The organism is Scytonema sp. NUACC21 (assembly GCF_054684315.1).
Window position 1 is genome coordinate 92,393 of record NZ_BAAFZH010000086.1, and the last position, 22,412, is coordinate 114,804.

General features: G+C 45.9%; 14 protein-coding genes and 1 pseudogene. 3 read left to right on the forward strand and 12 right to left on the reverse strand.

Annotated features, from left to right (window positions below; translation table 11 throughout):
• Positions 1-253: 253 nt before the first annotated feature.
• The 12 genes and pseudogenes from ACYRY3_RS21500 to ACYRY3_RS21555 form a co-directional block, all read right to left on the reverse strand.
• Positions 254-3,298 carry an AAA family ATPase gene (locus ACYRY3_RS21500; RefSeq protein ID WP_460203664.1) on the reverse strand — a complete coding sequence of 1,015 codons (3,045 nt, stop codon included), beginning with the start codon at positions 3,296-3,298 and terminating at the stop codon, positions 254-256.
• On the reverse strand, positions 3,285-4,505 hold the full coding sequence (locus ACYRY3_RS21505; protein ID WP_460203665.1) for a metallophosphoesterase family protein: 1,221 nt from the start codon (positions 4,503-4,505) through the stop codon (positions 3,285-3,287). The genes ACYRY3_RS21500 and ACYRY3_RS21505 overlap by 14 nt, the downstream gene beginning before the upstream one ends.
• A gap of 200 nt (positions 4,506-4,705) precedes the next feature.
• Positions 4,706-6,424, reverse strand: a complete 1,719-nt coding sequence (locus ACYRY3_RS21510; protein ID WP_460203666.1) for an ATP-binding protein — start codon at positions 6,422-6,424, stop codon at positions 4,706-4,708.
• On the reverse strand, positions 6,421-7,440 hold the full coding sequence (locus ACYRY3_RS21515) for a hypothetical protein (RefSeq protein ID WP_460203667.1): 1,020 nt from the start codon (positions 7,438-7,440) through the stop codon (positions 6,421-6,423). The genes ACYRY3_RS21510 and ACYRY3_RS21515 overlap by 4 nt, the downstream gene beginning before the upstream one ends.
• 422 nt (positions 7,441-7,862) lie before the next feature.
• Positions 7,863-8,630: a ferritin-like domain-containing protein gene (locus ACYRY3_RS21520; protein ID WP_460203668.1), complete on the reverse strand. Its 768-nt coding sequence runs from the start codon at positions 8,628-8,630 to the stop codon at positions 7,863-7,865.
• Positions 8,572-11,433, reverse strand: a complete 2,862-nt coding sequence (locus ACYRY3_RS21525; RefSeq protein WP_460203669.1) for a PAS domain S-box protein — start codon at positions 11,431-11,433, stop codon at positions 8,572-8,574. Before ACYRY3_RS21525 ends, ACYRY3_RS21520 begins: the two co-directional genes overlap by 59 nt.
• A 162-nt stretch (positions 11,434-11,595) precedes the next feature.
• Positions 11,596-12,615 (reverse strand): annotated as a pseudogene (locus tag ACYRY3_RS21530) (hybrid sensor histidine kinase/response regulator); the annotation flags it as partial.
• Positions 12,573-13,634, reverse strand: coding sequence for a hypothetical protein (locus ACYRY3_RS21535; protein ID WP_460203670.1), 1,062 nt, complete (start codon positions 13,632-13,634; stop codon positions 12,573-12,575). The pseudogene ACYRY3_RS21530 and the gene ACYRY3_RS21535, both read right to left, overlap by 43 nt.
• 418 nt (positions 13,635-14,052) lie before the next feature.
• Positions 14,053-17,598, reverse strand: a complete 3,546-nt coding sequence (locus tag ACYRY3_RS21540; protein ID WP_460203671.1) for a hybrid sensor histidine kinase/response regulator — start codon at positions 17,596-17,598, stop codon at positions 14,053-14,055.
• Positions 17,592-17,723: a hypothetical protein gene (locus ACYRY3_RS21545; RefSeq protein ID WP_460203672.1), complete on the reverse strand. Its 132-nt coding sequence runs from the start codon at positions 17,721-17,723 to the stop codon at positions 17,592-17,594. The genes ACYRY3_RS21540 and ACYRY3_RS21545 overlap by 7 nt, the downstream gene beginning before the upstream one ends.
• A 28-nt stretch (positions 17,724-17,751) precedes the next feature.
• The gene (locus ACYRY3_RS21550; RefSeq protein WP_460203673.1) at positions 17,752-19,374 is read right to left on the reverse strand and encodes an MFS transporter; all 1,623 of its coding nucleotides are present in this window, start codon (positions 19,372-19,374) and stop codon (positions 17,752-17,754) included.
• 257 nt (positions 19,375-19,631) lie between these two features.
• On the reverse strand, positions 19,632-19,967 hold the full coding sequence (locus tag ACYRY3_RS21555; RefSeq protein WP_460203674.1) for an ArsR/SmtB family transcription factor: 336 nt from the start codon (positions 19,965-19,967) through the stop codon (positions 19,632-19,634).
• Between the two features lie 80 nt (positions 19,968-20,047).
• Here ACYRY3_RS21555 and trxA point away from each other — a divergent pair, with 80 nt between their 5' ends.
• The 3 genes from trxA to ACYRY3_RS21570 all read left to right on the forward strand — a co-directional run bounded on the left by trxA (position 20,048) and on the right by ACYRY3_RS21570 (position 22,396).
• Entirely contained in the window at positions 20,048-20,371 is a 324-nt protein-coding gene (gene trxA, locus ACYRY3_RS21560) for a thioredoxin (protein WP_460203675.1), read from the forward strand.
• Between the two features lie 205 nt (positions 20,372-20,576).
• The gene (locus tag ACYRY3_RS21565; RefSeq protein WP_460203676.1) at positions 20,577-21,689 is read left to right on the forward strand and encodes an alkene reductase; all 1,113 of its coding nucleotides are present in this window, start codon (positions 20,577-20,579) and stop codon (positions 21,687-21,689) included.
• Between the two features lie 35 nt (positions 21,690-21,724).
• Positions 21,725-22,396, forward strand: coding sequence for a nitroreductase family protein (locus ACYRY3_RS21570; protein ID WP_460203677.1), 672 nt, complete (start codon positions 21,725-21,727; stop codon positions 22,394-22,396).
• The last annotated feature ends 16 nt before the right edge of the window (positions 22,397-22,412 follow it).

Sequence of the window (22,412 nt, forward strand, 5' to 3'; positions counted from 1 at the left end):
CAAATTACAATAGCTTATTGTAATAATTGTGCGCGATTCTTGTTTTTACATAACTGACTACATTAAAAGTCTCTAAATCTAAATTATGACTTGTTCTCTCAAATATCTAACAGTAAGGAACTTGCAAATTAAAAAATCCAACTTTCTCTTGTGGGATGGGCGTCCTCGCCCGCCCTCTCCAACATGAACGGGCAGGGATGCCCGTTCCACAAGAAGGAGATTCAAAATACGTTCCACAAGGAGGTAAGGAGATTCAAAATATGTCAACCTCGATCCTCGAACCCTCTGGGCGCTTATAAACTTTGACTTGGGGCAGGCGATCGCCCAATGCTTTAACATGAGTAATTACCCCAATCAATCGGTCTTGCTGTCGTAAAGTTTGTAAAATCTGGAAAACAGTTTCCAGTGTCTCTGCATCCAGAGTTCCAAATCCTTCATCTAAAAAGAGACTGCCTAACTCTGCACCCATAGATAGCTTTTCTGACAAGGCAAGTGCCATAGACAGGGAAGTAGCAAACGTTTCACCACCTGAAAGAGTTTGCACTCGCCTCGATTCACCACCATTCCAATTATCCTCAACGGAGTACTCTCCATCTTGAATTTTGAGGGCGTAGCGAGAATCAGTGAGTTCCTGCAAGACATTGGTTGCGCGGCTTACCAACTCTCGCTCTAAATGTTCTAAAGCAAAAGCTTGAAATTCATCAGTTTTAAGGCTGCGGGCGAGAGTTGTGTAAGTTTCTGCTTGTTTCTTCACTAAGGACAATTCCTGTTGTCGTTTTTCAGCTTGCTTCTGCTTGGATTCCGTCCCTTGCATCCAAGCCATTAATTGAGCCAGTTGATTTTGTGCTTGGTTGAGTTGTGCATCAGCCTCATTCTTGGCATCCCGTAGAGAGTTGATAGCCGATTTATTGGTAGTGCGATCGCCCACCTGGGATTTCACTTCCTCAATTCGTGTTTCTACTTGAACTTTAGCAGCATCGTAGTCTGAAATCTGTTCTTGCCAAAGAGATTGCTGTCTGGAATCAGCCCGCGCTGCAACAAAAGTTTCTTCCGTAAACCCCGCGCTTACAAGTGCAACTTGCCAAGCTGATTGCAACTGTTGTTCTTGGAGACGCGCTGCATCAGCATCATCGCGAGCTTTTTTGTCTTCAGCTTCATACTGAATGGCTCTTTTGTCTGCAGCTTGGTAAGCATCAGTTGCTTGTTGCAGTTGTTGCTCCAACTTCTGTTTGTCTTTTTCTAATTCTGTCTGCAAATCAGCATAAGATTTACCTCCAGTCAGTTCATCCAGTTTAGCTTCAACTTGCTCTAACTGTTGCTCCCAACGGTTGACATCCTGTTGAGCGATATCGCATTCTGTTAAAGCAGTAGCATGAGTATTGCGAGTGGCTTGTAAAGCTTGTTGAGTTTCTCGCACCTGTGCTGCTGCATCTTTCTGCTTTGCCAAAGCTTGATGATACGAGCGATCGCTTTCTTGCAATTCTTGAAACTCTTGGTTGAGTGCATTCACTTCCCAACCCTCTGTTTGCAACACTGAGCTAATTTTTTGTTGTAATTCGGTTAATTGATTCTCATATTTTACCAATTCCTGTTGAGATTCCGATTCTTGTTGCTTGGAATTTTCTAAATTCGTTTCTGCTTTTGCTACAGCTTTCTCTGTTGCCGTGTATTCTTTTTCTGCCAATTCTTTCTGAGAAGATAATTCTGTTGTATCAACTTGCTCAACATTTGGTAAAGGTAACAATTGTGCGGTTAAATAAGTACCCTGACAGACAGGACAGCGATCGCCATCATGTAATGACTCACGTAAAGCTGCAGCATGGTTACTTTGTAGTGCTAAATAATTGGCTGTTTCTGCCTCTTGCAATAATCTTTGCTTTTCTTGTAAGATAGATATTACCCGTTCTAATTTTACAAGAGCTTCCTGATATTTTTTCTCTGCTTTTTGTTTATCTAAAGTTGCATTATTCAGCTTTTGACGGTAGTTATTAGTCTGCTCTTGCAATAATTTATAAGAACCAAGAAAAGTTGAAACCTGCCTTAGTTGCTCCAAACGAATACCACCAGGAGAGTATTGAGTCAATTCTTTTTCCACCTCTTCTATTTGCTGACTAGCTGCTTGGAGTTGATTTTCAGAGCGGTTTAACTCCTGTTTTGCCACAGATAGATTCTCTTGTCGTTGGGTAAGTATTTGACGGGTGCGAGCTAACTCTGTTTGGTAGTGTTGTCGTTGCTCGTCATGATTTCTAGCAGCAGTTAAAGCTTCCTCTCTTGCTTTGAACTGGGGTTCCATCTGTTTTTGTTGCTCTGTAATTTCATCTCGCTTAGTTTTCTGCTGGTCTAGTTTCTGTTTTGCTTGACTGAGATTTCGTTGCGTTGATATAGCATCAGCTTGTGCTTTTTTATATCTGTCGCGAGCAGCTTTCACCAAAGCGTAGGTATCCTTAATGCCATCAGATGCTTGAGCTTGCTGTAACCGTAACGTCAACTCTGAAATTTGTTCGGATTTTGTAGTTAGTTGATTTAGCTGCGATCGCAAATCAACTAAACGCTCAATTTTTTTGAACAAATCTTCTTCTTCATCCAGGGCTTTTTGTGCTTTTAAAACTGCCTGACTGAGAACAGGTATCTGCTCCTGAATAGCATTGAACTGCTGTTGTTTTTCAGCCACTTCCTCTGGTGTAGGTAATTCAAACTCCTCCAACTGACGTTCAAGAATTTGATACTCCTTTTTAAAACTATCAGCTTGACCTTGTGCTTGTTGGCGCATCCTTTCAAAAATCTGAAATCCAGCCAAATCGCGTAATATACTGCGGCGTTTCGTCTTATCCCCTTTGATAAATTCATCAAACTTACCTTGGGGTAATAAAATTACACGAGTGAAGGTTTCATAGTCCATTGCCAAAACTTGCTCAACCCGCTTGGTAACGCTTTTTTCCTTCGTCTCCAATTTCTCCCAGGAATCATTACTTTGCAACCGTTCCAAAAGGGCTTTACTTTCAGGAGTTTTGGGACGATCCCGCCAAGTCCGAGTTACCCTGTACTCCACTCCACGCACCGAGAACCGAAAACTGACTTTAAGATTTTGGCTTCCCAGACTGACCAGTTCTCTAGCGTTAGCATCCTTACCAAACCGAGCAACATGACCGTAAAGTGCAAAGGTGATAGCATCTAAAAGAGATGTTTTCCCCGCTCCCGTTGGTCCTGTAATCGCAAATAAATCCAGTTGGGAGAAATCCAGAGTTTCGCGAGAACGGAAACTAGTGAAACCTTCAAGGGATAATTCAAGCGCTCTCATGACTCTGCTCCTGATGGTATAATTGCTCAAATGCTTCTAATACAAATTGGGGTACTGTCATCTCATGACGCTGCAAGTAGTAGCGACGGAATTCTTCGACAGCATCAAATTGGCGGTCTTCTTGAGACTGGGCTTGCTTTTCTAGCTCAATTTTTAAGTAATGAGGCTCAACAATCAATGTCTGCGGGCAAACCTTTCGCACCATCTCAGCTAAACCAATTTTAGGTGAGGTTAGGTCAACCACCAACTTCAAAAACCCTGGATGCGTCCGATTAGCTTCTAAAGTTTCTTCCAGGTCGTTTTCATGACATCTCACAATTTTTAAAGGCTTTTGGCACGAAAGAGAGATAAATTCCGATTTTGCAGGGCGTCCTGGTTCAACGTCAACTAAATAAAATCCTTTTTCTTCCCCTGCTTCACCAAAATCAAGTTGAATTAAAGACCCTGAATAACGCGTTGGTGCGGCGTGAGAAATCTCTTGGGGTTTGTGAATGTGACCGAGGGCAATATACTGGGCTGTAGGTGGTAAGGTTTGCCCGGAGATAAGATAAGTGTCTCGTGTATAATAATCGACTTCTGAGTAAGCACGTAAGGAACCCTCAATTGTCATGTGTGCCATCACAACATTAACGCTGTCATCTCGAAATTGAGCCGCTAATTTACCCAGAAGTTTTTGCACCTGAACGCGGTAATGCTGGCGTTGTTCTAAATCGTCTTTATCCCATAAATCCTCGTATTTCAATAATCTCCGTTCGGAGGCAAATGGCATGGCTGCAACACACAGTTTTCCACTAGGCGTATCAAGGTGAATCAAACCCCCCTTATTAGGTGGCTGAGGTCTACCTAATGCTCGAACTCCTACAAACGACAGGAGTTTTGCCACACCATCAAAACGAAATGGGGAATCGTGATTACCTGCGATCGCAACTGCGGGAATTTTCGCTTCTTTCAGTTTGCAGAAAAAATTATAGGCAACTTGTTCGGCTTCCGCAGGTGGATTGGGGACATCATAAATATCACCTGCTACCAATACCGCATCGACTTCCAAGGTCTTTGCTTGGTTGAATAATTCATCAAGTGCAGCTGCAATTTCAGGGGTGCGGTCTTCCCCTTTCAGTCGTTTTCCTAAATGCCAATCGGATGTGTGGATGAAACGCATATTGTTATTGGATAGGGGTAGGTTGGGTTGAGGAACGAAACCCAACATAATCAATCATTTGTTAAGGGGTAGGTTGGGTTGAGGAACGAAACCCAACATAATCGGTCATTTGTTAAGTCGCAACCCAACATAATCGGTCATTTGTAAGGTCTAAACCCAACATAATCGGTCATTTGTAAGGTTTAAACCCAATATAATTGGTTATTTGTTGGGTTTCGCGCTTCGCTCAACCCAACCTACGATTCTAATTAAAACTCAACATCTTCATCATCATCTTCACTATTTGCAACTTCGCTTTCACGAGTTGCATAGGGAGGAAAGGGAAAATTAATGAGGATAGGAGATGGAACTTCTGGTTGGTGAACAAACATACTGCCAGATTTTAAGAGTAACGCTCGCTTGCGACAACCGCCAGAGAGAAAGTTATATTCTGGGCTTTCGGCTTCTGCAGAATCGAGTCTACCAACCACACGAATTGCGGCTTGTCCCACAACACGACGTTCTACTTCTGAGGCTGTTTGTTGTGCGCCAATCAGGATAATTCCTAAAGAACGACCTCTTTCGGCAATTTCTACCAGCAAGTTTTTAATCGGGCTGCGTCCTTCACGGGGGGCGTATTTATTCAATTCATCAAGAACTATAAATACAACTGGGTATTGTCCCCGTTTCTCTTTTTCTGCAAACAGCCTTTGTAGGAGTATACCCACAACAAATTTTTGTGCCTTTCCTCCTATTTTGTTAATATCTACGATAGTGATTTGATGTGCGGGGGAAAGAGGGTCAAGTTGATATTTTGCTATCTGTTCTGGAGGCAAATCTCCCCGTATCAAATGCCCTATTTCCTCGCGAATTCCCCATATACGGCGAATCAAAGCTTCAGCAGTGGCATTGGTATTGCGTCCCAGCCAACTGTTATCTTCATTTTCAACTAACTTATCTTCTAAAAATTCTATTAATTCTCTAAATGTTCTGACTTGCTTCTTTTCTGGTGTGCCATAGGGTTCTACATCAAGATGCACTCCTAACTTGCGGTTAGCTTTTTTATCATTTTTATCGTTTTCTTCTGCTATCCGTGCTAGTTTTTCCTCAACAATAGAGACTAAAAAGCCTAAATTTCCCCTTTCTAAATCTTCCCCGGCAAAGAGGAAGCTGAAAAGGCGATCGCGACACAATTCCCTGAGACTCCACAGGTAAACTGAAATATTATCAGCACGTTGTTCTAAATGGGGATCTACATCATGGCTGCCTTTTCTTGGTGCAGCACAAAAACGCACATCTTTAAATGGTTCTGCGGGTATACCCAGTATTTCATATTGTTTTAAATGTTCTTCTTTAAGTTTCGCATTGGACTTATCTATAAAAAACAAATCCTCCCCTTTAACGTTAAAAATCAAAGCTTTGGTATTCGCACGATGGTAACCTAAAGCAGCAGAATTGAAGATGGCGTGGAGTAAGAATAAAGCATAAGAAGTTTTTGTTGCTACTCCAGATACACCGGAAATATTAATATGAGCGCCCTTGGTTCCATCGATAAATTCATAGTTGAAATAAGCTGGATTACTGTTACGCATCGTACCTGCGGGGATGCGTTTTTCCATCCCATCAAAGTGCAAGGCACGTTTTAACTCTTCATCAACAGCCAGTTTAACAGTGTCTCCCGGTTGCGGTGGTAAATATTCCTCAGGTTCAATGCGCGTTACTTGAATGTGAGCAGCATAGGAGATATTGACAGGTAAACTACCACTTTTTGCCAGGAAAGTATCTGTGTCAAACTGCGTTCCTTCGTGTAAGGTACGGACATAATCAACAACACCGTAAAATTTCACAACACCACTACCATCGGGACGGTAAGTTTGTACTTCCACCACATCATCAAGGCGCAAAACTTGACCGGGTGAAACTGCAACCCAAAATTCTAAGGGTGTTGCTTCTTGAGTTCCAAGAACAAAGCCGATGGGAGTTGTCATGATAAAACTCCTACAGACCCCAGAAAAGTTTGTACGCGTCGTTTGATAAGAATTGCATCCCCCATACGCCGCCCTAGTTCTCGTTCGAGTGCGCCAACAGGTGTTAGGTTTTGTGGTGCGCGGGGGTCTTTGTATGGATGGGAAGCATACTCGGGAATGAGATAGGTTGTTTGGTCGGCGATGGTTTGGGCTGTGCTTAAAGGAATATCGCTAGATAACTCAAGTCTGACAACACCGTGCAAATCGTGGTAACCAAAACGATGGGATGAGGTTTGAGGATTACCGGATTTGAGATACCAACTCCAATGAGGGCGATTTTGTTCTTTAATTAAGAAAATGGGAGTACGTTCTCCTGGCTTTAATTCCCACAACAGGGCTGCATATTTTTCGCTGAGATAGTTTTTATGCATTGTTTTTACATAGCCCACTGTAAAATTCGGCGCATTATAAGGTAGCCGTCCGTCACGAATTACCAAAGTATCGAGGTTGAGGGCAAACTGCTGGGCTGCTAGAAATGCTTCTGCCTTAAGCATGGTATTCTGAACAAGATTCTTAGGGACGTTAGGATTGTTTTCCCTATACGGATCGACTGGTTCGTAGATTAACTCTGCTTTACTTCCTAAAGGGCAAGGAATTCTGGTTTCTGGTGCTTCTTGATTTCCCCCAAATCCAATAATGCGGCGGATATGAAACTGGGAACAAGTGGCAGTGTGGGTGGTTCTATCGACAACGACAGCACCGACTGCAATTGTTCCAAAGGCTCCATAGGCAATTGTATTGCCACTCCCACCGATAAGAGTAGCATCGATGCGACGGCGACCATCTATAAATATCAGCCGTTGGGGTAGTTTGGGTTGCCTTCTCGTTGTTGAGAAGTTCGCCCAGTCAGATGTTTCTACAGTTGGGTCAACTTCACTCTCAGATGGCAAAAGTTCTTCCAAATCAATTGGGGAGTCGTAGTTATTCGCCCAAGGCTCAAGTCTAAAGTTGTTTTCCCTCCAGAATTCGTTGGACAATCTGCGTTTTGCCTCCTTGGCAGATAGCTATGCAGTTTATAAAGTAAGGTAATTTTATTTAGTATGGCATCTGTATAAATACTTTGGGTTGGTTGCTTGATAGATATTTACCGATCGTTAACTGCAGTGAAGGCAGAGGCGCGGAAGTTATATAATGTCCGGCTAAACACTTATGAAAAAATACTCCCCGCCTGACGGCACTCTCTTACTAAGGGGAAGGTAGGTCTGGGGTAGAATCCGGGTATCGTAAGTCTGGGGTATGAAATTCTTAGTAGGATGGGCACTGCCTACCATTCTTGATATTACAAGAAATAGATTGAGTAACGATGAAAGTCTTAGTAGGGTGGGCAGTGCCCTCCATTATTGATTTATTCTTCATATGAAAGAGGTTAGTTTTACCTCACCCTAGCCCTCCCCCTTGATTAAGCATTCGTGTCATTAAGGTGAACATCGAAAAACGGAATGCCAAATCCCTGAATTGCCAGCTTTTTGGCGAGCACTTGTAAGGAAATCATTTCCTGACGTGCAAAGATAATATTGTCGGCATCTTCCATGTCTCCTTTTTCGTAAGCTGCTCTTAAATAGTTAAGAAGTCGCTGGTACCCATCTAGAGCTTCTTTGGCATCTGGAAGATCGCTGGGTGCGGGGGTGATATTTCTCAGGTATGGTGGTCTAGTGCCATTAGCTTGTGACTCACCTTGATAAGAACGTAGCACTGTTTCAATTTCGCTGAACTTGCTAAAATGCTCCACCCCATCAGCAATAATTTTTCCTGCTAACTGATATAGACTGTCTGGATACTGGGGTTGGCGAAGAGTCGCTACCACCCGTGCATATTGACCATCGATACCACCACTAGGAGCTTCCACAGCGATAAAATCAGCCAAAGCCTTTCGATTTAAAGGACGGAGTTCGCGGGGACGAGTATGACCGTGACTTACAGGGATGCACTCTGCGACCTCCAAAGCTGGACCATACGCTTTTTTAGTTAATCCTGTATGGTCGAGTTCCCAAAGTAATTGATTCACCCACCGCAAATGACGCATTTCGCTCACAGCGACCAACAGCAACTCGTGACTGACGAAAGTTATGTCATCCCGGAGTGTGGGCCAGGTGTTAACATCTACTTCCTCAGGAGCCACTAGGGAGTAGAGGGCGTGAGAGTTGAGCTTGTTGATAGAGTTGAGCATTTGCGATCGCCATAGCTGCCCGGTCTGCCAAATCTTGAAACAAATTTTGATCATCGGTGTTGTGGGGTTCTCCGGGATGATGGCGAGTCAGGCTTAAGACGCCAATCGCTTGTCCCCGCACTTTCAGCGGTACAATCAGCGTACTGTAAACACTAAAGCGCTCCAAGTAAAGCTGGTACTCAGGTTTGATGATAGCACCAAACTCATCCTGTGCCGTCACTGGCATCAGCAGGGCTTCTCCCGTCTGCATGACTCGCCCCCCAATCCCTTCATCAGCACGGCGGGGATAACGAGTTAGCAGTTCACTGACGAATTCTCGTACCTCCGGGTCAGTATGGTAAAAAGAAGCAGGGTCAAGCCACTGTTTATCTTCAGAAAGCAAGCTTAACACGCACACATCCCCTGTATATTCGCTTACAAGCCTGGTGATATCATTTAACACCGTTTGCAAATCTAAGCTTGCTGCTGCAAAAGTTTGCGAAGCTTGAGCGAGAAAACGCTCTCGTTTTTCTACTTCCTTGTAATGAGTGACATCACGGCAAAACCCAAGTATTGATTCTATCTTGCCATCTGATGCAAACTCGGGTACAGAACGCGAATGATACCAACGGGTTCCACCATCTTGCGCCTGAAAGCTAAACTCCAGTTCCTCAGGTTGCCCACCTGCGAATATGCGCCGCCAGTGCTCGTGCCAGAGGGTGCAACTCTCTTCTGGCATACCCAGGTCAGTATTGGTTTTACCAACAAATTCTTCTGCTGGAATGCCAGTCACCTGCTTAATGGCAGGGCTGACATAGAGATGGCGAAATTCTGAATCGATGCGACTGATAATATCTGGGGAATTTTCAGCTAAGGTTTTGAACTGTCGCTCCCGACGGCGGAGTTCGGCTTCTAGCTGTTTGCGATCCGTGACATCCTGCACGACCCCCAGCATCCCCAAAACGTCTCCCGAAACATTATAGTGAGCACGTCCTTTTGCCGCCACCCATCGTTCGGTACCATCGGAACGCAGCACCCGGTATTCAATGTCATAATCACTGTGTTCGCAGATTGCTTCCTCAACCGCTACACGAGCGCGTTCGCGATCGTCTTGGTGAAGTAGGTCGCGTATCTGTGTCCAAGTTATATCGGAATCGGGTGGAATGCCAAAAATTTCGGCAGCGCGTGGAGAAAACTTGACTATATCTGTTGCCGCATCCCAACTCCAATCTCCCATTTTCGAGGCTTCCAGTGCGAGACTTAATCTTTCTGCACTTGCTCGGAGCGCTTCTTCTGTTTGTTTGCGTTCGCTAATGTCAATGGATGCTCCCACCATGCGTACTGCTTGACCGGAGGCATCTTTGTATACCCGTCCCTGGCTGTTAAGCCACCGTATAGTTCCGTCCTGACGCATGACCCGGTATTCCTGAGCGTAGTTTTCTTCTCCAGCTAGGGCACGCTCATAAGCAGCAACAACGCTTCGTAGATCTTCAGAATGGACAACAGCAAAAAAGTCTTCTCCCGTCCCCTCTTGAATGCCCCAAACCTCCAGGGCATTGGGGGAACATACCACATAATTTGTCCTCAAATCTATATCCCAAGCGATGGCGTTGGCTCCCAACAGGGCAAGCTGTAGCCGCTCCTCGGTTTGGCGTTGGCTCTCCTCAATTTGCTTTAACCTAGTGACATCCTGAAACACCATCACAGAGGTTGGCGGTTGCTCGTGCATTGCAGGTAAGCTATCTGCGTGAACGAGCAGCGGATAAACCCCAGTTGGAGTGTGCCAGTTCAACTCTGCCCCATCAATCTTTTCACCTCTTGCCACCCGGACTGCCGGTAGTTGGTCGGGAGGAATGAGTTGCCCTGCGGCATTGGTACAGTAAAACTCTACATCATACGTTCCTACAGGACGATCCTCTGGAATTTTACTGCCTGCCATCTCATTTGCTGCCTGATTTGAGAAGGTGAAGCGACCTGTTTCAGGTTCAATAAATACCAGTGGAACGGGTAACAGATTGAGTACCGCCTTCAGCCATTGGCGTTGATTGGTTTGAGCTTGTGCGTTTTGCTGGAGGAATTGTTCTAATCGCTTGCTTTCGCTAATGTCCCGCACAAAGAGAGAGAGCCCTTCAGCAGAGGGGTAGGCACGAACTTCCGTCCAAATGTCTAGGGGCGCATAATAGTCCTCGAACACAAGAGCAGTTTGTTCATCCACCGCTTTTCGCAACATCCGCTCCACATTGGTGTTGCATAAATCTGGAAATACATCCCAGATGCACTGACCGATAAGTTCCTGTTTGCTTTTCCTGAGTAGCCCTTCAGCTGCCTCATTTACATGAGTGTAGCGCCAGCTGCGATCGTAAGCTATGAAAGCATCGGTTATACTTTCAAGTATGTGAATGACTTTACCCTCAGATTGAATCGTTACTTGGGCTGGCTTGGCTGGATTGAAATTTTGCTGCCACCACTGTAATGCTTCAATGGTTCGTTGCAGTTCAATAATTTGTGCATTTACTCTTGCATTGGTTTGGGAAAGTTCAGATGATTGTTTTGCAGACAGTACTTCACCGATGCTCTTGACTAATTGTTGCAGTTTCTCTACTTGATAGCAAGTATCAAGCTTCTCATGAGTCAGGTTATTGAAAGAAAAATCAGATTGCAAGTTGCGAGCATAGCGTTCCACCAACTCAGAACGAGAAATGCCGTTTTCACACGCCTGCTGCTTCAGAATCTGCCAAGCGGTCTTGGTCAGCGATAAGTTAACCGCCTGCTTTGGTTCTTTTTCCCAACTCTGGATAAATTTGCCTGTTTTGTCACGCTTCATTCAAGTACTGCCCGTATACCTATACGGCTATGTTAACCCTATTAAATCTGAGGCAATTGATTTTTGGAAATCTTCCATAAGAATGACATCATAAGCCGATGGCGTTCGGAGCTATTACAATGAACAAATATTTATTCGGCAATTGTTCGTACAAAGCAAGATTTACACTAAGCTGCGAATTGCCCTAACCAACTGTTCTGGCTCTATGGGTTTTGCAACGTGCAGTTGAAACCCAGCAGCAAGTGCCTTTTGCCGATCGTAATCTCCTGCATATGCTGTTAGAGCAATAGCCGGAAGCGCCCCGCCCTGTTCTGGTGGCATAGCCCGAAGTTGGCGCAAGAGCATATATCCATCGACATCTGGCATCCCGATATCCGAAACCAAAACATCTGGTACTGAATGCTCCAAAGTTGCAAGTGCCTCAGCAGCAGATCCGGCTACGGTAACTGCTGCTCCAAACTGCTCTAAAGCAAAGGCAACCAGTTCGCGCATATCTGCTTCATCATCTACGACCAAAATACCGAATCCACTCAAATTCAACCCATCATCGGATTGCACTTCCTCCTGAGTCATCTGCCCTGGAGCCCCCATCACTGGAAGTTTAACGCTAAACGTTGCTCCCTGCTCTTCTCCGGGACTCTCTACTGTCACAGTACCACCATGCAATTCTGTTAAATAACGAACAATGGCTAATCCCAGCCCCAAGCCACCAAATTTGCGAGTCGTCGCGCTGTTCTCTTGCCGGAAGTACTCGAATACGTGGGGCAGAAACTCTGGACTGATGCCAATTCCTGTATCCTTTACCTGAATCTGAGCATAACACTCAGTTTGCTTTAAACGGACTTCGACTTGTCCCCCATTGGGTGTAAATTTAACGGCATTTGAGAGAAGATTCCACACCACTTGCTGTAAGCGGCTAGTATCACCTGATACTAGCCCTACATGGGAATCTAGAACTGTACGAATTTTGATAGCTTTTGCTTCCGCTGCCAAGCGCACCGTTTCTATAGCAGCCTCAATGGTTGCGCTCAAATTGACAGGGGAGACATTCAAAACCATTTTGCCACGCAGAATGCGAGAGACATCCAACAAGTCTTCAATCAGTTGTGCTTGTAACTTAGCATTTCGCTCAATAGTTTCTAAGGCGCGAGCGGTAGTTTGTTCATCCAACTTGCGCGATCGATTTCTGCCAGCATCTCAGCGCGGCGGCGTTCTTCCTCGTAAGCCTGTGCATTGCGGATGGAAACCGAAACCTGCCCAGCCAAGAGTGCATAGAACGACTGATAACTTTCATCCAAAGCGCGGCTGGGGCTGATACCAACGATAAGCACTCCAAGAGGCGCAGTGACGTTTGATGACGGAATGGGCAGCGCTAACGCCTCCCGGACAATTTCGCCCCAAGGTCCACCAACAAGAGCGATATAGCGGTCAACACCTTCTACCAGAACAGTATGACCTGCCATCACCGTTGTCAAGGACCATAAGTCCGTTGATTCATTATAAAGGGCAGTCTTCGGCGCGATAGAATCATTTCCGCCCATACCCACACTGCCATACAATCGCAGCGTCTTGCCCTCTGCTTCCTGCAGGTAGATGAGTGCAAAAGGTACATCAAAAGGATATTCGGTAATAGCAGCCACAATATCCTGACATGTGGTGTTTACACTCCGCATCTCACCCGTCCGTGCTGCAAGGTCGCGCTGCAACCGCAAACGGCGCTCGCCAAGCACCTGCTGTGTCACCTCGCTACAGACGCAAAGCATACCGCGAATCACTCCTTCGTCGTCTTCCACGGCGCTGTAAGACAGGCTGAAATGGGCTTCCTCATTATAACCAGCCCGGTTGACCACCATCATTTGGTCTTCCACCCAGTTGGGTACACCCGTTGTCATCACTTCCGCAATCATCGGACCGATGGTATCCCAGGATTCGGACTGGGTTTCCCGAATGGAACGACCAAGGGCACCCGGATGCTTATCCCCAATTAAACTGGTGTAGGCATCATTATAGATTTGAGCAAGCTCCTGTCCCCATAGCAGTATCATTGGGTAGCGCGAGCCTAAGAGTATACGAACGGTTGATTTCAAGCTTTGCGACCATGTTTCCACAGAACCGATAGAGGTCTGTTCCCAATCATAAGCCCGCATACGTACCCCCATCTCACTTGCTCCGGGAAAGGGGTCTGTTTTCTGTCGATTCATTGCTTCAGTGCCCCTTCTCCTCTATATCATTTCATGGCAGCGTTTACTGTTTGGGGCAGACCGAGCTGGTACTCTTTGCTGAAGTTGCCCTAGCCCTTCGCCGACTACTTCGCTTGCCGATTTATACTGACCTGACCGGACACGTGAGGCAATAATTTGGTTCAGTTTAGAAATCACTGATATATTGAGTGTGGCGTGTTGGGTAGTCACGTCTATAGATTTTAGTGTAGCAAAAATTGCTACTAACTCTAAAAATAATACAACATGAATGCCAACAGTAGATCTATCTGTGGTATGATGAAAGAATAGTCATTTTTTGCGTTAAGGCGTGTAGAGACGTGCCATGGCACGTCTGCACATTGTCTTCCCGATAAAAGTTCTGAGCTTAGATGAACCGTATTGGTACATGGGGGTAGAATTAGGCATTGGGCTTAGGCTTGATAAGACTGGCAACAACAGCAATTAACTCTGCTGGCTCTACGGGCTTGGAAAGATGCCTCTGAAAACCTACGGCTAGCGCTCGATCGCGGTCTTCGTTTTTGGCATATGCTGTCAGCGCGATTGCGGGAATTGCGCCTCCCTGTTCTGCTGCCAATGTTCTCACTTTATGAAGGAAAGCATATCCATCTTCCCCTGGCATCCCAATGTCGCTAACCAGTACATGGGGTTGGAACACCAGCAACGCCTCAAACGCTTCCGACGCCGACTCAGCCGCCATCACAGTTGCCCCATATTGCTCAAGTACGAAAACGAGAAATTCGCGGGAGTCAATATTATCTTCTACCACTAGAACCCGTGCTCCCGTCAAATCGGGTTCATTGTCGGTAGGCTTAGCCTCCCTCTTGATATCTTGCTGAATGGAAACCAGTGGCAGCATCACTGTGAAAGTTGCCCCCTGTCCTTCACCAGGGCTGGCCGCGCTTACTACACCGCCATGCAACTCCACGAGGTGACGGACAATAGCTAACCCCAGCCCCAATCCACCGAACTTCCGAGTGGTGGAAGCATCGGCTTGGCGAAAGTAGTCAAAAACATAGGGCAGAAACTCGGGGTTGATGCCAATACCCGTGTCAGTCACAGCAAGCTTCGCCTGATTCCCAACTTGCTCCAACCAAATTTCTACACGCCCGCCATGAGGAGTAAACTTGATAGCGTTGGAGAGTAAATTCCAAACCACCTGTTGTAACCGACCGGAATCTCCTGAAACTCGTCCGACATTCGATAATTCTGTATGAATCAAAATCGACTTGGCGACAGCAGCCGTTCGCATTGTTTCTATTGCTGCCTCAATAATAATTGGCAGATTGACTGGAGCAACGTTTAGGGTTAGCTTGCCCTGTAGAATCCGGGAAACATCCAGCAAGTCGTCAATCAGTTGAATTTGCAATTTAGCATTACGCTCAATGGTTGCTATAGCTTCGGCAGTTTTGGCTTCATCCAGCTTGCGAGTTTTTAAGAGTGTTGACCAGCCTAATATTGGGTTAAGTGGAGAACGTAACTCATGGGATAAGATTGCTAAAAACTCATCCTTAACTCGATTAGCTCGCTGAGATTCCTCATAAAGTTGGGCAATGTCAATCGCTGCTGATGCCATCTGCGCCAGTTGCACCAGGATGGCTTCATCCTCTTGGGTAAACTCTCCAACGTATTTGTCGGAAAGTTGGATGAGACCCATGTTTTTGCCGTTACGATCGGTAAATGGTGCAGCCAACCAACCGCGCATGGGTGGATGATTGGAAGCTTCTTTGCCAAACCTACGCCAAGCTGGATGTGCTTCTAGTTCAGCCTGGGTCATCCGTATTGGACGTTGCATCCGACAGACTAATGTATAAATGCCCGAGCCATCCGGTTGCGCCTCGTACTCTCTCCACCGTGCGTACTTGTCCGAGAGAGACACTGTATGAATAGCTTGTGACCAATTTTCATCTATCGTCATGCTGGTGACGGATTGATGTGCTTCAATGATATCACGAGCTAGGTCTGTAATCAACCGCAACCGTTCATTCACTGATAGGGTCGAATTAATAGCGATCGATGCAAAAGCTAACTTTTGCAAGCGACGGGTGTGCTGCTGTTCGCGGGCAAGTAGCTGAGTGCGTTCTTCCTCAATTCGCTTGCGTTCGGTGATATCAATGTTAACACCCAGCAGCCGTTCAGCCCGTCCATCTCCATTGCGAAGGACACGACCTTTAGACGCCAACCACCTGATTGTGCCATCGCGCCTTTGAATGCGAAATTCATCATAATAATATTCACTCTCAGCGATCGCTGCTTCTATGTTGCGTTGTGCTTGTTGGCGATCGCCAGTATAAATAAAATCGACCCAAAATGTGAAACTTGGTGTTTCTGCCCCCTGCTCTATACCCAACAAATGCCAAATTCCCTCTGACCAAGACACTTCGCCTGTCAGTAAGTTCCACTCCCAGGTGCCAACTTTTGCTGCCCTTTGTGCAAGCCGCAACCGCTCTTCGCTCCTGAACAAAGCTTCCTCAGCTTGCTTGCGCTGCGTGATATCTACCGTACTACCTACAATACGTGTTGGACGTCCATCAGCATCCCTTGCCGCAACGATTCCACAATCTGTAACATGGACATATTGATTATCTTTATTGCGGACTCGGTATTCGCTGGTATAACGATCTCTGGTTGCCAAGACAACTGCTGCTTCTTGTTGTATCCGTTGCAAATCCTCTGGATGGACACGTTCAAGCCACCAATTAGCAGTTGGTTCAGCTTCTGCAAGTGAATAACCCAATATTCGGGTTAATCCTGCCGTTCTTTCAACAGTACCTCCCTCAACATCCCAATCATAAATCAGACAATTCACTGCTGCGGCTGCTAACTCAAACCGCTCGTTCGCTAATTTTAGGTGCTCCTCACTCTGTCGCCACGCCGCTTCTGCCTGCTTGGGGTTTGTCACATTTGCGAACATTCCGACTGGGACGGGTTCTGCTTCGTAAGAATCAGTCTTGGCGAGCGCAGTGGTAATACTGCTGACAACTAAATCGAAAAATCCTTGGTACTCATTATCGAATGCCCGTCGAGGACTAATGCCAAGTACCAGAAATCCGTCTAAGTGTGCTTTTCCCAATGGAGTAATGGGCATTACCATCGCAGATGATGGAAATGCTGACGGTGCTCCCCCAGAAAGTACAGCACATCGATGCGTTAAATCCTTAACAATCAACCCTTGATGTGTCCGGTTGACTTGCTTTAGGTGCCAAGGGTCTGTTTGCTGCATCAAGTCGATGTGCTTGGGGCTAACAGGAGTTCCCGCTTCTATACCAGCTGTTCCTACCAACCGTGCTTGCGTGCCTTCCGCTTCTACCCGATACAATAAGGCAAAGGGAATGTCAGCAGAATTTTTTGCAAGTATTTGTGCTATAATATTGTAACCTTCGACAACAGTTTTTGCTTGTGCTGCCTTGGAAGTCAGTTCCCGTAATGTCCGCAAACGGCGCTCTCCGATAACCTGCTCAGTGGTTTCACTGACAGCACAAAGGACTCCTCCAACTTCACCAGTTTCATCGCGAATCGGACTGTAGGAGAAGGTAAAGTAAGTTTCTTCGAGATAGCCGTAGCGCTCTATGAACAGCTGCAAATTTTCTGACCAACTTGGCAGCCCTGTGGTGAGAACGCGATCGGCCAGCGAACCAACAACATCCCAGACTTCTGCCCAACACTGCTTGCCAGACTGTCCTAAAAATTGGGGGTGCTTACTTGTACCAAGAATTGGGCGGTAAGCATCGTTATAGAGGTAAGCAGACTCTGCTCCCCACCAAACAAACATGGGATGGCGAGAGTTCAAAATCATGCTAACAGACGTTTTTAAACTCTGCGCCCATTGAGATGCCGGACCCAAAAGCGTTTGCGACCAATCAAGCGATCGCATAAGTGCCCCCATTTCTCCACCACCTGCAAAGATTTCCTCTGGGATAGTCGCTTTCACTGGATCGGTCACCATCTCTGCTCCACTTCTGGAAAATATTGACTGATAAGGTCTTTGCCGTGTTTCTGTAACTTTGGCACTGGCGAATTAACCACATCCTCTAGCGTTGCTTTAATTCCCTTGAGTGCCATTGCTGACATCTTACACCTTCCAGTGGGAGAGTAGCTCTTAGCAAGGCTGGCGAAAACCTCTGGCATCAGTGTAGTGAGCGTAAATCATCTGAGTTAATTTGGGTGGAGTATCACCAATATGAAAAGCACGAACCCGTTCTTCAAGCACCTTATCCGCATTTGTCACTCTCTCAAATTGCCGCTTGTGTTCTGCCCAGGACTCAACAAGAGAAGTTTCTACAAACCGACCGGGATCGGACAAATCTTGATACACACCCCACTGAATAGCACCATCCCGTTGGCGAATTTTACCAAGTGCTTGAATTGCCTTGGCAAACTCTTCAGAATTGGCAGGGTCAATACGATATTCTATTGAAATTAACACCGGACCATCATTTGGGCAGGGTTCAAAAGCATGAGTTGGCTCATCCCAGTGTAAGGATGCCCGCAGGTCCAGTTTGTCGGCACAGTGGAGGCGATAGCCCAACGTTAGGGCGACACAAACAATTAATCCGAAAGCAGCACTCATCAGAGCAATGGAGATAGTGGTACGTTGTGCGAGTGCCCCCCATAAAAGACTGCCCAGTACCATACAACCCTGAAATACCAGCAAGTGTACCGATAAAGCTCTAGCACGCACCCAGGTAGGAACAGCTGTTTGTGCCGCTACGCTGAGACTGACCATCACACTTAAAGACGCAATGCCCACAAATAGCATCACAACACAGACCAGAGGCACATTGCGAAAAGATGCGATCGCCAGCATCATCATGCCCATCAGTATAGAAGCACCCGCCACCAGTTGGTCAATAGAAAACTGCTGTCGCAGCCTGGGTAAAATAAATGCTCCAACCAAACCACCAAGACCCCAAAAGCCAAGAACGATACCGTATCCCAAGGCATCTAACTTTAACTCTTGACGTCCCAATAGAGGCAGCAAAGCAAACAAAGCACTAGCAAAGAAAATATAAGCAACCGTTCTTAACAAAACAGATTGGAAAACTGGGGCATAGCGGATGTAACGTACCCCCGCCTGCATTGCCCCCACAAACCGTTCTGTTGGTAAGCCACTTTTTTGAGGAGTGCGCCGCCACTGAGAAATAACAACGATAACCCCTATAAAAGAAACTGCATTCACTAGGAACACAAAACCCGTGCCAGCTGCCGCAATGATGACACCTGCCAAAGCCGGACCAATGGAACGAGAGAGGTTCACAACAATACCACTGAGGGTAACAGCTTGGGGAAGTTCTTCCTTAGGTACAAGTTCTGGTGTTACAGCCTGCCACACGGGCATATTCATAGAACTGCCAACACTCAGGGCAAAAGTCAGTAACAGCAGCAACCAAGGAGTTGTCATTTTGGCGATTGTCAACACTCCCAACAAAGCAGCAGCTGCTAGCATCCAACCTTGCGTCCACAGCAACATCTTGCGGCGGTCAACAACATCTGCGATCGCTCCTGCAGGTAAAGCTAGCAAGAAAAATGGCAAACTTGCAGCCGCCTGCATCAGCGCTACCAGCAAAGGTGAGTTGGGGGCAAGAGAAGTCATCAGCCATGCTGCACCTACATCATGCATCCAAGTGCCAATACTTGATACTGCCGACGCAATCCATAGGGCACGAAAAATCGGTTGGCGCAGGGGAGCCCACATTGTGATAGATGCTGCTCTTGAAGTCATGAACGTCTCTAGACTGGAGATTTACAAATGGTATTGCACTCGCTTTATAGTACAGGATTGGCAGGAAAAATAGAGAATGCACTTAATTCAATCAAAAACTAATGTTCTGGCGCTACGATAAATTTGCTCGGTAACGCCATAACCTGGAATTTGAATAGTTGAGTTAACCATACCTGTCTTCAAGACCCATGCTGCCAATTTTAAGTGTCTTGAATTAGTATTCCCATGACCGGGCTACTCATATCATTGGGGAATGTTTATAGGATGGGCATTTCGGTACAACTGAATAGAGGTTGAGCCGACCGCAATACCGCATCAAGCAACCCCGGAAACCGTGCTTCTAAATCTTCTCGTCGCAATATATTGATGTGCTGTGTGCCTTCTTTGCGAGTCAAGACTACTCCCGATTCCCGGAGTATCTTGAAGTGATTGGACATGGTGGATTTGGCGATCGCAAAGTCGAAGTCGCTACAGCACTTTTCCCCCTGCGTTGCCAACCGCCGCACAATTTCCAATCGTACTGGATCGCCCAAGGCATACAGCACTCCTGGCAAAGAAATGCTTTTTTTATCTGGATGATATAACAATCTCATACTGACATTATGTCACATAGTTGACAAAAATTCGTTTGTTCGATAATATCGAATTAATGAAATATAGAGGAGGGCTAAATATGTCATCCGTTGTAAGCGTGACAGACTCCACATTCGCGCAAGAAGTCCTCGAAAGTGAAGTTCCGGTATTAGTAGACTTTTGGGCACCGTGGTGCGGTCCGTGTCGCATGGTATCTCCTGTAGTAGATGAAATTGCTGTCGAATATACAGGACAGGTCAAGGTTGTGAAGCTAAACACAGACCAGTATCCTACTGTTGCCAGCCATTATGGAATTTGCAGCATTCCAACACTCATGGTGTTTAAAGACGGTCGCCAAGTTGATACAGTTGTAGGAGCAGTGCCAAAGTCAAGCTTGGCTAAAACATTAGCACAGTACCTTTAGGATGATTCTTAATCAAGCTGTTATCCATTTGGCGCTGCATACTGACTTTTGAGGATCGTCCTTTGTCATAAGTCATTCGTTATTGACAATAAAAAGGGCGCTCTGACGGTATAACGCTTTGTTATTGATAATCGCGATAGAGGGTGGTGGGCACTGCCCACCCTACTACAATTGAGGTTTATTTTTGACTAAGGACTAATAACTCATGACGAACAACATTAACTTACTCTCACCCTATAAATTGGCAGATCTCGAGCTGCCCAACCGCATTGTCATGGCTCCTTTAACAAGACAACGCGCTCTTAGGAATAACGTACCACAGCAACTCAACGCTACGTATTATGCTCAACGTGCAACAGCAGGGTTAATTATTGCCGAGGCAACTCACGTTACACCAGAAGGTTTGGGGTATATTTATGCACCTGGAATTTATTCACAAGAACAGGTGGAGGGTTGGAAACTGGTAACGGATGCCGTGCATCAGCAGGGAGGACGAATTTTCCTGCAACTGTGGCACGTAGGACGCATTTCCCACCCGGATTTGCAACCAGATGGAGCATTACCTGTGGCACCTTCTGCAATTGCACTCAAGGGACAGATATTAACCTATGAGGGTATGAAACCCTATGTGACCCCTCGTGCTTTGGAAACATCGGAGATTCCTGAGATTGTAGAAAAATTCCGCAAGGGAGCAGAAAATGCCTTAGCCGCGGGATTTGATGGTGTGGAAATCCACGGAGCTAATGGTTATTTACTTGACCAATTTTTGCGCGATGGTACGAATCAGCGCACAGATAAGTATGGTGGTTCCGTAGAAAATCGTGCCCGACTGCTGTTAGAAGTGACTGAAGCAGTTATTGGTGTGTGGGGTTCAAAACGTGTGGGAGTAAGATTGTCTCCCAGTGGAACCTTTAACGAGATGCATGACTCGAATCCATTCTTGACTTTTGGTTATGCGGCACAAGCACTTAACCAGTTTAATATAGCATACCTGCATATTTTTGAAGCAATAGAAGCAGACATCAGACACGGGGCAACAGTGGTTCCAACCAGCCATCTACGGGAACGCTTTCATGGAACTGTGATGGTCAATGGTGCTTACACCCAGGAAAAAGGCAATGCAGTTTTAGCAAGGGGAGAAGCAGAGTTAGTTTCTTTTGGGACTTCATTTATCTCTAATCCAGATTTACCCAAACGCTTTGCTCTAAATTTACCACTGACAGAAGCAGACCCCACAACATTTTATGGTGGCGATCAAAAGGGGTACACCGACTATCCCTTCTTGGAGAAGCAGTTTCCATCTTTGGTAACTTCGTAATGATTATAATGTAAAAAACTTGACGAAAAAATCCAATGGTTCAAGAACTCGACCTTAAAACTAAACCTCTGGATGTACCTACCGCTATCTCTCAGCGCCGCTCTATCAAAACTTTCAAACCAGATCCCATATCTCCAGAACTGCTTAAGCAACTTGTAGATCTGGCTGTGGCTGCACCTAGCAGCTATAACATTCAGGACTGGCGGATAGTTCTCGTACAAGAGGAAGGGCAAAAAGCGGCTCTTTGTGCTGCTTCTTTTAACCAAAAGCAAATCATTGAAGCCCCCGTAACTTTTGTCTTTGCTGCTGATGCTACAGCTGGTGAAAAAGATTTAACACCAATTTTTAATCAGGGGCTTGAAACAGGTGCATGGAATGAAAAGACGGTGAACTATTTTAAAACCGCCATTCCACAGCATCAAGCAGGGTTGGGAGATAAGCGGCGCGAGTATGCAATTAAGGATGCCATGATTGCTGCTACCCATTTGGTACTAGCCGCAGAAAGTTTGGGTTTGTCCACCTGCTTTATGAATGGTTGGATTGAAGAGAAAGTGAAGGAAGTCATTGGTGTGGCAGACAATCCAGATATTGCGATCGCAGTTCTGGTACCTGTGGGATATGCTGCAGAACCGCGTCTTGACCCCGGACGCTTACCATATTCTTACAACGTTTTTGTCGATAGAGTAGATAACCCATATGAGGGTTAATGTGTAAGTTGTGTTA